11 protein-coding genes are annotated in these 11,692 nt (G+C 59.2%); 7 read left to right on the top strand and 4 right to left on the bottom strand.

Annotated elements, in window-relative coordinates; genetic code table 11:
- Positions 1-25: 25 nt before the first annotated feature.
- From AC1Z36_RS05765 to AC1Z36_RS05750, 4 genes are all read left to right on the top strand, one after another.
- Positions 26-883: a fumarylacetoacetate hydrolase family protein gene (locus AC1Z36_RS05765; protein ID WP_105656260.1), complete on the top strand. Its 858-nt coding sequence runs from the start codon at positions 26-28 to the stop codon at positions 881-883.
- Positions 884-994: 111 nt separating this feature from the next.
- Positions 995-2,056: a GTP-binding protein gene (locus tag AC1Z36_RS05760; protein WP_483561800.1), complete on the top strand. Its 1,062-nt coding sequence runs from the start codon at positions 995-997 to the stop codon at positions 2,054-2,056.
- Positions 2,046-2,168, top strand: coding sequence for a type B 50S ribosomal protein L36 (gene ykgO / locus AC1Z36_RS05755; protein ID WP_081461171.1), 123 nt, complete (start codon positions 2,046-2,048; stop codon positions 2,166-2,168). The genes AC1Z36_RS05760 and ykgO overlap by 11 nt, the downstream gene beginning before the upstream one ends.
- A 227-nt stretch (positions 2,169-2,395) precedes the next feature.
- Positions 2,396-3,886 (top strand): alanine/glycine:cation symporter family protein, encoded by a 1,491-nt coding sequence (locus tag AC1Z36_RS05750; protein WP_483561799.1) that lies wholly within the window; start codon positions 2,396-2,398, stop codon positions 3,884-3,886.
- 86 nt (positions 3,887-3,972) lie between these two features.
- Here the strand turns inward: AC1Z36_RS05750 and AC1Z36_RS05745 are convergent, their stop codons facing one another.
- Entirely contained in the window at positions 3,973-4,818 is an 846-nt protein-coding gene (locus AC1Z36_RS05745) for an HpcH/HpaI aldolase/citrate lyase family protein (RefSeq protein WP_105656257.1), read from the bottom strand.
- A 607-nt stretch (positions 4,819-5,425) separates the two neighbouring features.
- On the opposite strand from AC1Z36_RS05745, the gene AC1Z36_RS05740 reads away from it, so the two are divergent.
- On the top strand, positions 5,426-6,907 hold the full coding sequence (locus AC1Z36_RS05740; protein ID WP_105662001.1) for an amino acid permease: 1,482 nt from the start codon (positions 5,426-5,428) through the stop codon (positions 6,905-6,907).
- A gap of 24 nt (positions 6,908-6,931) precedes the next feature.
- On the opposite strand, the gene AC1Z36_RS05735 is transcribed toward AC1Z36_RS05740, so the two are convergent.
- From AC1Z36_RS05735 to AC1Z36_RS05725, 3 genes are all read right to left on the bottom strand, one after another.
- Positions 6,932-7,339 (bottom strand): DUF4262 domain-containing protein, encoded by a 408-nt coding sequence (locus AC1Z36_RS05735; protein WP_181148764.1) that lies wholly within the window; start codon positions 7,337-7,339, stop codon positions 6,932-6,934.
- A 73-nt stretch (positions 7,340-7,412) separates the two neighbouring features.
- Positions 7,413-7,856 (bottom strand): DUF4262 domain-containing protein, encoded by a 444-nt coding sequence (locus tag AC1Z36_RS05730; protein WP_483561798.1) that lies wholly within the window; start codon positions 7,854-7,856, stop codon positions 7,413-7,415.
- Between the two features lie 175 nt (positions 7,857-8,031).
- On the bottom strand, positions 8,032-9,207 hold the full coding sequence (locus AC1Z36_RS05725; protein WP_105662003.1) for an NAD(P)-dependent malic enzyme: 1,176 nt from the start codon (positions 9,205-9,207) through the stop codon (positions 8,032-8,034).
- Between the two features lie 380 nt (positions 9,208-9,587).
- Here AC1Z36_RS05725 and AC1Z36_RS05720 point away from each other — a divergent pair, with 380 nt between their 5' ends.
- Together AC1Z36_RS05720 and AC1Z36_RS05715 are read left to right on the top strand one after the other, a co-directional pair.
- Positions 9,588-9,977, top strand: coding sequence for a helix-turn-helix domain-containing protein (locus tag AC1Z36_RS05720; RefSeq protein WP_105662004.1), 390 nt, complete (start codon positions 9,588-9,590; stop codon positions 9,975-9,977).
- Positions 9,978-10,406: 429 nt separating this feature from the next.
- Positions 10,407-11,642: an aminotransferase-like domain-containing protein gene (locus AC1Z36_RS05715; RefSeq protein WP_483561797.1), complete on the top strand. Its 1,236-nt coding sequence runs from the start codon at positions 10,407-10,409 to the stop codon at positions 11,640-11,642.
- The last annotated feature ends 50 nt before the right edge of the window (positions 11,643-11,692 follow it).

Below are 11,692 nucleotides of genomic sequence, written 5' to 3'. Positions count from 1 at the left end.
GCGAAAAGTGTAGTGAGATAGATTCATGAAACTTGCAACGCTCCGCCTCGCCAGCGAACCAGGCCATACCACCGCTGCTGTCATTGAAGATGGCCGCGCCTACTACTTGGACAACCTCGATTCAGTGCAGCGTTTCCTGCGTCTTGATGACGCAACTCAGCAAGAAGTAGTTGCTCGCGCTTTGGTGGGTGATTCCATCGCCGAGGGCGAAGCCGACTACGCTCCGCTGATCCCCAAGCCGGAGAAAATCTACTGCATCGGTTTGAACTACAAGACGCATGCGGCCGAGGTCGGCGAAGACCTGCCGAAGTATCCGACGGTGTTCGCGAAGTTCGCTTCCACCCTATGCGGCGCCAAGGACACCATCGAAATTCCAGTGGAAGACCACCGGGTGGACTACGAAGCAGAGCTGGCTATCATTATCGGCAAGCCGGGTCGCCGCATCAGCCAGGAGGATGCTGCCGCGCATATTGCCGGCTACGCCGTGGCCAGCGATGTGTCGATGCGCGGCTACCAGGGCCGCACCCAAGAGTGGCTGCAGGGCAAGATCTGGGATCGTTCCACTCCCCTGGGCCCGTGGCTCGTGACCCCGGATGAGCTGGATCCCGCCGCCCGCATTACCAGCACGGTCAATGGCACCGTGGTGCAGGACGAACAGATCGATGATCTGATTTTCTCGGCTGACGCCTTGGTTTCCTACCTCTCGACATTCAATGAATTGCAGCCAGGCGACGTCATCCTGACGGGTACGCCCTCTGGTGTTGCGTTAGGCCGCCGCGACGAGAATGGGCGTCACCCGTGGCTCAAGCACGGCGATTCACTTGAAACTTCGATCGAAGGCCTGGGTACCTCTGCGGTAGTTTTCAACGCGCCGCAGAACTGATATTCCTTGTCGCTTCCGGGGGCCTGTCCGCATTGGCGGGCGGGCCCCCGAGGCGTTAAGCCCCGTTCCCAATTTTGCTATTGAGACTCATTCTCATATAAGCTTGAACGCGTGAATCTCATCGTTCTCTCCGCACTTGATACTTCCAGCCGCGACTCCGGCCTCAGCCACCTGGGACACCACCATCCTGACGCCGTCATCTTGCGCTATGACTTCGTCGACGGCAATCGGCTGGTGCGCCACGTCTCCGGATCTGCAGCCGCAGAACATGCCGAAACCGTTCTTGGGCACCCCTGCATCGGCTGTGCCACGAAGTTCGAGATCCTGCCGACGATCCAACGCCTGGCCCCCGAAGATTCCGAGGCCACAATGATCCTGGCGTTGCCCGCCACATGGCATAGCGGAACAGTGCTGGACATGCTCGGAGCAAAGCTCGAACCACTGGAAATCCGGATCAGCAGCATCGTCTTGTCCCTGGATCCCGCCGAATTGGAAAACCAGATGTGGGACCGGCACACCCTCTGGGAATCGGGATTCAACGCCATGGAACGCGATGCGAGGACGTCGGGAGAGTTCTTCTTCACCGAATTAATGCAGGCAGATACCCTCATTCCGGTCGAAGGCCTGGAAACCCAGCTGCTCGAAAGCGCCACCGGTCCACGACGCGCTGGCGGCGCCGACTATGAAGCCGGCCTCGAATTAGCTCGGCAGATGGCACCGCATGCGCATATCTGCGTGCACGAAGAAGGACTCGGCTCCTTCCACCCCGGAGCAGCGCGCCAACGCACCAGGGCCGGGCACCTGCCGCGAACAGCAACCAATGCCCGCACTGCGCCGATCCGCCTGCATGCCGAACGTCCGCTTCATCCCGAGCGCTTCCGCAAAGCCCTGCCGTCCCTGGCTGAATCCTGCACCTGCATCCGCGGAATCCTCTGGGTGGCTAGTGCCCTCAGCGAGCGCGTCGCCATCGGCGGAGCCGGTCCGCGCATCTGGATGGAAAACACCGGCGCGTGGAATTCGAATATCGCCGTCTCGGAATTGCTGCTCTACGGATCCGAACACGAAGCTTCGCAGATCGAGACGGTCTTCGAGCAATGCCAGGTCACCGAAGAAGAACTCAAGGACCTGTTCAGCTCCGCACATCATGAAGGAGGTGAATGGCATGAAAGTTAGGAATTCCATCCGCGCACTGAAGAAGGCGCCCGGCTCCCAGGTGGTCAGAAGACGAGGTCGCGTCTTCGTGATCAACAAGCAAAATCCGCGCATGAAAGCGCGGCAGGGCTGAAGCCCGGAAATTGCCGGCGTCCACTTCGGTGGATGCCGGCAATGCAGCAGCCAGCCCGAGCCCCGGGCCTGATCGTGAAATAAAGTTAAGAAACCGGACATGGCATCCGCCAGCGCGCTTTGTGACACAGTTCTCCCCTTGCCATATGATGGCACTCACATAAGGGGATCGGCTTCTCGCCTGAAACTCTTCATCATCAGTCACTCGCACATAAGGATATTGAGTCCATGGACGCTTTGGGCGATCTCTTCGGGGACATCTCCTCCGTCATTTGGGGACCGTTTGTCCTCATCCCGCTACTTTTGGGTACTGGCCTGTACCTGACCATCCGCTTGGGTGGCCTGCAATTCTTCAAGCTCGCTGCCGCATTGCGCCTTGGCCTGCTCAAGCGCAAGGATGCCGAGGCAGAAGGCGACATCTCGCAATTCCAGGCACTGACCACAGCGCTGGCGGCCACTGTCGGAACCGGTAACATCGTCGGTGTCGCAACCGCCATCGGCATCGGCGGCCCAGGTGCCCTGTTCTGGATGTGGGTCACCGGCCTGCTGGGCATGGCATCGAAGTACACCGAGGCCTATCTCGGCGTGCGTTACCGCGGCACCGACGCCGCAGGCGAAAAGTCCGGCGGTCCGCAGTACTACCTGGAACGCGGCATTAAGGGTCCGCTGGGCAAGTTCCTGGCCCTGTTCTTCGCCATCGCCGCCACCCTGGCCTGCTTCGGCATCGGCAACATGACCCAGGGCAACTCCATCGCCCTGAACTTGGAGAATTCGTTCCACGTCACCCCATGGGTTACCGGTGTCGTGCTGACCGTGCTGTCGATCGCTGTCCTGGTCGGCGGCATCAAGTCCATCGGCCGTGTCACCGCTGGATTCGTTCCGGTCATGATCGTCTTCTACGTGGCCGCATCGATCTACATCCTGATCGCTAACGTCGGCGGCATTCCTGCAGCTTTCGGCGAGATCTTCACCGACGCCTTCACCGGCACTTCCGCTGTTGGCGGCTTCGTCGGCTCGGCCATCATCATCGCTGTCCAGTACGGTGTTGCCCGCGGCATCTTCTCCAACGAATCCGGCATGGGTTCGGCTGCTATCGCTGCCGCGTCGGCACAGACCACCCACCCGGTTCGCCAGGGCCTGGTCTCCATGACCCAGACCTTCATCGACACCATCATCGTTGTTACCTGCACCGGCCTGGTCATCATCACCACCGGCACCTGGAAGGTGATCGATGAATCCACCGGCGAGCAGATCTCCGCTGCGTTGATGACCGGCCAGGCTTTCACCCACGGCCTGCCTGGTGAATGGGGCCACTGGATCGTGACCATCGGACTGGTCATGTTCGCCTTCTCCACTATCTTGGGCTGGAGCTACTACGGCGAGCGCAACATCGAGCGCCTCTTCGGCCGCAAGCTCGTGATGCCATTCCGCATCGCCTTCTCGCTGGTAGTCTACGTAGGCTGCACCACCGAGCTGACCGCCGTTTGGAACTTCTCGGACATGATGAACGGCCTGATGGCGCTGCCGAACCTGATCGGCCTACTGATCCTCTCGGGCATGGTGGCTCGCGAAACCCACTGGTACCTCAAGCATGACCCGAAGCTGGAAGCCAACAAGGCGCAGATCGAGGACTTCATGAATGATCGTCCGGGTTGGGCTGAATGGAAGGCTGGCGACGTCGTCGGTTCCTCTCGCAACCGCGGTGCCCACGAGGCATAGGCACCGCAAGCTAAAAGAACCCGTTCAGCATCTGATTGATTCCAGATGCTGAACGGGTTCTTTGCTGTTGGAAGACAGCTAAAGGCTTAGGCGTTCCACAGGCCGTAGGAGTCGGCCAGGTCGGCGATCTTCTGGGCACGGGCCAGACGCGGCAGGTATGAGCCATCGCCCACCGAAGCGCCGGCGGCGTGCGCTTCGAGCAGTTCCATGGCCCAAGACAGCTCGTCTTCGCTGGGTGCCAACGCGGCGTTAATGCCATCTACGTGATCGGTGGACAACGACAGCTTGCCGGTCATGCCCATGGAGGCGGTGATGCGGGTTTCTTCGGTCACCTTGGCGGCATCGGCACCTGCCGGTGGAGGTCCGTCGATAGCGCCAGGCAGCTTGCCTACACGCGAAGCGATCACGAGCCGGCCGCGTGCGTAGGCCAGTGCCATCGGGTCGTCGGAGACGCCCGTGTCCTTGCGGAAGTCGTTGATGCCGAACGCCAGGCGGAAGGTACCCGGGGCCGAAGCGATCTGCGTGGCGTTCTCGATACCCAAAGCGGTTTCGATCAAGGCCAGGACCGGAGTGCCCGCGCGCAGCCTCATCGCGCTGTAGGTAACCTGTTCAGGCTGCTCGGTCATGGCCAGCATGATTCCACGCAGGCCGGGAGTTCCCGACAGCGCGGCAAGGTCATCGGCCCAGAAATCAGTGTCAATGCCGTTGACGCGCACCCACGCAGTCATGCCATTGGACAGTGCGCGCACTACGTTATCGCGAGCCTGGATCTTCTGGTCGTCAGGAACGGCAGCTTCCATATCAAAAATCACCGAGTCCGCTTCACAAGCCAGCGAAGGAGCGAAAGTTTCCTCCTTGGCCGCATTGACCAAGAGCCAGGAACGGGACAATTTTGCAGGAAGAGCCGCAGCTCGACGATTTCGGAATGCCATACGTCCTACACTACTCACTTGGCCCTCCAAGCTTCCACTGGCCATGTACAGTATTTGCTTCAAGTGAACCAAAAGGCGCGGAATGCAGCGCTGGAGCAGTCCTGTTACGCATTGCCAAGATGGGCCGGGTCATCTTCTGCGCGGTAGAGCTGAACATGGATGCAGTGTTGCCCGTGGTGCTTCCCGGCTCCCGCGTTCCGCCATTTCCGAAGTCCAATTGCAGGTGGGACATACGGGTATTGATCTTCGGTGGTACTGATTCTCCAGATCAACCGCCTCCCGCTAATTCCATTTGCCGGAACCGGAGGATTTCCTTCGCACAATTTCCCGCGGCTTTATTTTCGGGTACATGCCGCCACCCTGCGGTCCAGCAGCATCCAAATGCCCCATTCAAGTGCAGGTTCTGCCCATCTGGCTACTGCGCGAAGCAGCGGGCTGCCTGCCCGAATCCAGTGGCGTATAACCAATTTCACAACTGTTAAGCTTGCTCGCAGTCCACGGTGACGGCCAAATATAGCTGGTCAATATATCTGCGATAACCTCTTCCAGCGGTCTAGTTCTTCTTCCGAGCAGGCCGTCTCCTTCGAAAAACCGAAGGGATCTGCTCATGAAAGGTGCAGCCGTGGCGAACGATTCCACGCAAGTGAAAACCGTTTCCGACGGAACGAAACTTGAGCGCGGCCTGTCCAGCAGGCACATCCAACTCATGGCGATCTCCGGAGCAGTCGGCACCGGTTTGTTCATGGGCTCCGGCAAGACCATTTCCGCTGCTGGACCGTCCGTCATCTTCGTATACATGATCATCGGTTTCATGCTCTTTTTCGTCATGCGTGCCATGGGCGAGATCCTGCTCAGCAACTTGAACTACAAGACCTTCGCAGATTTTGCCGGCGATCTCTTGGGACCTTGGGCTGCCTTCTTCACCGGCTGGACCTATTGGTTCTGCTGGGTTGTCACCGGCATTGCGGACGTAGTCGCGATTGCCCAGTATGTCGCCTACTGGTGGTCCGAGATCCCGTTGTGGCTCCCCGCGCTTTGCTGCATCCTGCTATTGGTCGGGCTGAACCTGCCCACGGTCAAGGCTTTTGGCGAAACCGAGTTCTGGTTCTCCTTGGTGAAAATCGTTGCAATCCTGGCGTTGATCGTTTGCGGCCTGGCAATGATTGCCACCGGGTTCAGTTCTTCCGAGGGAGACACCGCTTCCTTCGTCCACCTGTGGGCGCACGGCGGCATGTTCCCCACTGGTTTCATGGGCTTCGTCGCAGGCTTCCAGATCGCCGTTTTCGCCTTCGTCGGCATTGAATTGGTAGGTACGGCTGCGGCTGAAACCAAGGATCCTGAAAAGAATCTCCCGAAGGCCATCAATTCCATTCCGCTGCGCGTGATCCTGTTCTACGTCGGTGCCTTGACCGTCCTGATGGCAGTCACCCCCTGGTACAAGTTCTCCGCTGATGCATCGCCATTCGTTGGCATGTTCTCGATGGCTGGCTTGGCCGCAGCTGCAGGTCTGGTCAACTTCGTCGTGCTGACGGCCGCCGCTTCAAGTGCAAATTCCGGAATCTATTCGACATCGCGCATGCTGTACGCCCTGTCGCAGGATGGAGATGCTCCGCAGAAGTTCAGCAAGCTTTCTGCCACGCAGGTGCCACGCAATGCGTTGCTATTCTCCTGCATCTTCCTTCTTGCTGCCGTCGTGCTGTTGTACGCGGGTGACTCCGTAGCCCAGGCCTTCACGTTGGTGACCACGGTGTCTGCCCTGTGCTTCATGTTCGTCTGGTCAATGATCCTTATCAGCTATTTGGCCTTCCGCAAGCGCCGCCCGCAGCTGCATGATGCCTCCAAGTTCAAGGTCCCCGGCGGCATGGGAGCCCCCTACATGGTCCTAGCTTTCTTCGTATTCGTCCTGTGGGCATTGACCACGCAGGCCGATACGCGTGCTGCGTTGCTGGCTACGCCCCTGTGGTTCCTTGTAGTTGGAATGTTCTACCTGAAGGTGCGCAAATCCGACGGCCACCAGGCCCTGCGCGCAGCACATCGGGCAAAAGTCCGCGCGGAGAACGAGGCCGCTGCAATCCATCGGCGAAGCTAGGCGCTTGGCAAAGGATGCCAAGGCCTAATTGTGCCGGGCAACTACATATTCGTAAGGGATATCCCTGCCGACGAGTAGGACTTCTAGCAACCCCAGGCTTTCTCCGTACCTCTGATAAGCCAATGGCACCTGCTTGCGGATCCCGGTACTGATCTTGGAGAAGTACAACAGTGTTCCGTCCTTCCAGCGGCCGGTGTGCCCGTGGGCGAAAACCTCATTCCATTCCAGCACGGACGCAGAAAATCCGTTGAGCATCTGAATGCTGTCATCCATGTCCAGCCCTCGAACAAGGAATTCTGGGTGCCCGATGCGACTCAGGCCAACGGTGTAGGCAAGCGATGGGCTGATCCGGTCCGACTCAACAAAAATCACTTCATGTCCGTAGTCGCGGATCCGCTGGTCGATCAGGGCTTCCAGTTGCTTGCGTGTCATGCCATTGCACATATCGCACATGGTCCAGTTCCTTTCCTCTGCCTGCTCATCTTTTGACGATGCGGCGCAGTTCCTAGTGAGCAGACTGTTGCTGGATCACGGCGAAGTCCCTGGGTTGCATGCAATGCAGGGTTCTTATCGGGATGTCGCCAAGGATCAGACTGGTGAGGGGAAGAGTGTTCAGTTCCGCCTCTGGCTCCGAGAAAATGAGCTCGCTAAATAGCGATGTGTTGTGGGTACCTTCGGAAAAGAATTGTCCATGCTCGACGACTTGTGATGCCAGATGCGTGAGAAGCCCAAAAACATCATCTTCGCCTCCACCGATACTGACGATTTCAGGATGCCCTCGTTTCGCCAATCCCAGCGTGTACCCCAGGACCTGTTGCTGCCTTGCCATAGTGCTGAGCACTACGGCATACCCCTTCTCTGATATTTCGCGCAGTGCAACAACGCCAAGTAGCTGCATTTCGGGCAACGAGCTGCGGACACTGAGATGGACGCCTTCAGGATTACGCATCGCATTCCTCCTTGGTTGATCTGATGCCAGCAAGTGTGGCGCGAATTCATCGCCCCGGCAGGAACTTTCTACGATTGTGGATATCCCAAGACAACGGCCTCAGAACAGCCTGGCGCATGAAAAAAGCACTGCCCGCAACGAGTCGTTGCAGGCAGTGCTTTTTCGCCAGCTTTTTCTACCTGGCCTTTTCTGCTTCCGCAGCCACAGCCGCGGCTACAGCAGGCATCACGCGGTCATCGGTTGCCGAAGGAATGATGTAATCCGCTGCCAGATCATCACCAACCAGGTTGGCAATGGCATGGGCCGCGGCGACTTTCATGCCCTCGGTGATCTTCTTGGCACCGGAGTCCAGGGCGCCGCGGAAGATGCCCGGGAAGGCCAGCACGTTATTGATCTGGTTCGGGAAGTCGCTGCGGCCAGTGGCCACCACGGCTGCATACTTCGCGGCAGCATCCGGCATGATTTCCGGGGTCGGGTTGGACAGCGCGAAGATGATGGCGTCCTTGTTCATCTTCGCCACGGCAGCTTCTTCGAAGGTCGATGAGGAAAGTCCCACTACGACATCCGCGCCGTCCAGTGCCTCAGCCAGGCCACCCATGACATCTTCACGGTTGGTGCGGCTGGCCAGGTCGGCCTTGACCGGATTAAGGTCGTCTCGTTCGCGGTGGATGGTGCCACGCGAGTCGAGCACGATGACGTCATCCACGCCGGCCGAAAGCAGCAGGTTGGTGACGGCGACGCCAGCCGAACCGGCACCGGAGATGACGACCTTCAACGAGCTGATGTCGCGCTTGGTCTGGCGGGCCGCGCCGATCAGAGCTGCCAGCACCACCACCGCGGTGCCGTGCTGGTCATCGTGCATAACAGGGATATCCAGCGCCTCGATCAGGCGCTTTTCGATTTCGAAGCAGCGCGGGGCGGAGATGTCTTCCAGGTTCACGGCGCCGAAGCTCGGGCGCAGGCGAATGACGGTTTCGACGATTTCATCGACGTCGGTGGTGTCCAATACCAGCGGGATCGAATCCAGGCCGCCGAATTCCTTGAACAGGGCGCTTTTGCCTTCCATGACCGGAAGCGAGGCAGCGGCGCCGATGTTGCCCAGGCCCAGCACAGCGGTGCCGTCCGAAACCACAGCAACCAGGCGGGAGGCCCAAGTGTGGGTTGCGTGCTTGGCTGGATCATCTGCGATGGCCTGGGATACCTTGGCTACACCCGGAGTGTAGGCGATGGACAGGTCGCGCTTGGTGTTCAGCGGCATTTGCGATGAGACGGAAAGCTTGCCGCCAAGATGGGCGTCGAAAATCTCTTCGTCGGTGATGGTGGACAGGTCTTTAGTGGATTCAACAGACATTGAATAGCTCTTCTTTCAAGAAAGTTCTGATTGACGAAAACGCAGTACCCACGAAATTGGTGGCAGAGCGTAGGAACGCGCATGACCATTCATCCGACCGCAATGGAGCGTGACCCACAGGCAATTAAGGAGGGCGTCAGGCTTCCATGTACACAATTCCCAGAGGGGCTCCGCCGGGTGAGGCTGAAGGATCCGTCATGGTGTGCCGGAAGATGGCTGGTCAGTACTTTCTTTAGACCTACGTTTTCCACCATACGGGAACCGCTTGGCGCTGTACAACCCCCATTCGTCGCATCTGTGTCATAAAGGAGTTGCGACAGGCAGTCCATTTGCAGCGTCATGAGGTGCGTCCGAAGGACATCTCAGGCAAAATAAGGGCCATGGCATCACCGACTTCAGCACTGGGCAGGGTCCGCACCTTCGAGGCGTTAGATGAGAAGACCACCGCGCGGCTACGCCGCGCGCTGGACGAGTCGGATGACACGACCGTGTTCGTCAACGGCACCGCGTTGAAGTTGCCCAAAGAAGCGCACCAGGCGCTGATCGAGGTGCTTTCACGGTTTGCAGATGGCGAGTCCGTCAGCATCGGCACACCCGAGCTGCTCCTTAATACTTCCCAAGCAGCCCAAATGGCCGGGATTTCCAACAGCTACCTGCGCAAGCTGGCCGATGCGGGGATTATTCCGGTGGAATACCGTGGAACGCATCGCCGCATTCGCCCAAGCGCCATCCAGTCTTGGCTGGATTCCCGCACCGAAACCGAGAAGTGAGCCAACCAGCCGGCGAATACGCCAGCGGCCCGCAGGAAGTCGGATGATGGGATCGCCTGCTGATCAGGGTCCCGGGTTATTCCCTGTTCGCATGGATGGGCGCCTCCCGGTCTTGGGTATTTCCGGGCTTCGGCGGACTGCGTCGAATTACTGGTCCTCTTGGTCCGGCAGTGCTGGCTGGCCGGGAGCTAGCCGCGAAACCTTTCCGAGAAACTTCACGGCCGCGTCAATTCGGCGTTGGGCCAGCTGAAGATCGAGGAACGCAACGCCTCGCCTGGAGCAAAGAATCACGTGGTTGAAAACTCAGCTCTTGCCAAGCCTTGAATTTCCTGCTGGAATACCAAAGTATTCTATTTGAAAACAATTCTTGTGCCGCACCCAGCGCAGGAACCCCGCTCCCCCGCCCCGGGAGCCTTGCCGAGGAGAACCATGACCACCGCATCAGAACCGCTGACCACTTCGCACGAATCCTTGCTATCCGAGCGCGCGGCCGGAATCAAGCAGTCCGCGGTGCGCGACGTATTCGAGCTCTCCTTGGACCCTTCCCTGGTCTCCCTGGCCGGAGGCAACCCCTACCTGCAGCTGCTCCCGCTGGAAAAGGTCGGTGAAATGGCCCGGCGCATCATCGTCGAGCAGGGCCCCGAAGCATTGCAATATGGCTCCGGACTTGGCACTCCTGAACTGCGTGCACAAATTATCGATGTCATGGCAGCTGAAGGCATCACGAACGTGGGGGTCGAAGATGTCGTGGTCACCAACGGCTCCCAGTCAGCACAGGACATGGCCTGCAAGGTTTTCTGCAATCCCGGAGACACTGTGCTCTGCGAAGATCCGACCTATGTCGGGGCCCTGAATACCTTCGAGGCCTACCAGGTGTCCGCCCGCCCCGTGGGCACCGATGCAAATGGCTTGATTCCTGATGCCCTGCGTGCGCGCATCGCCGAATTGCGCGCCGCCGGCGAGCGCATCAAATTCCTCTACACCATCCCGAACTTCAACAACCCATCAGGGATCACTCTGGCGGCCGAACGCCGCCAGGAAATCGTGGACATCTGCCGCGAAGGCGGCATCCTGATCCTGGAAGACAACCCGTACGGAATGCTGCGCTACGAGGGAACCCCTGCGCCTACCCTGCGGAGCCTGGACCCGGAAAACGTCATCTACATGGGTTCCTTCTCCAAGATCTTCGCGCCCGGCCTGCGCATCGGCTGGGCAGCGGTCCCGACCCACCTTTTCCGCCGCTTCTACCTGGCCGGCGAGGCGGTAGCCCTGTGCCCACCGACCTTGAACCAGATGATCATCAGCGCCTACCTCAACGAGCATGATTGGAAGGGGCAGATCACCAAGTACAACGACCTGTACCGTTCCCGCCGCGACGCGATGCTCGAAGCATTGGCTAAGTACCTGCCGGCAGGCGTCACCCATACTCGTCCCGAAGGCGGCTTCTTCGTTTGGTTGACCTTGCCTGAAGGCATTGACACCTACGCGTTGCTGCAGCAGGGCGTGAAGGCCGGGGTCATCTTCATCCCAGGCGCGGCATTCAGCCCGAGCGGCCAAGCCGACAACAAGCTGCGATTGGCTTTCTGCTCCGTTGACGAGAAGACCATCGACGAAGGCGTCCAGCGACTGTCGGGCCTGCTCAAGAACGAGATCTCCAAACTCTAAGGCCGGAGGCTTGTACCGGGAGCTCACGGCCCGGTACAAATGGCCGCCCT

The sequence above is a fragment of the Glutamicibacter sp. BS14 genome, from assembly GCF_056934375.1.
Note: the sequence above shows the minus strand (reverse complement) of the source record. Positions and strands in the feature narration are given on the sequence as shown.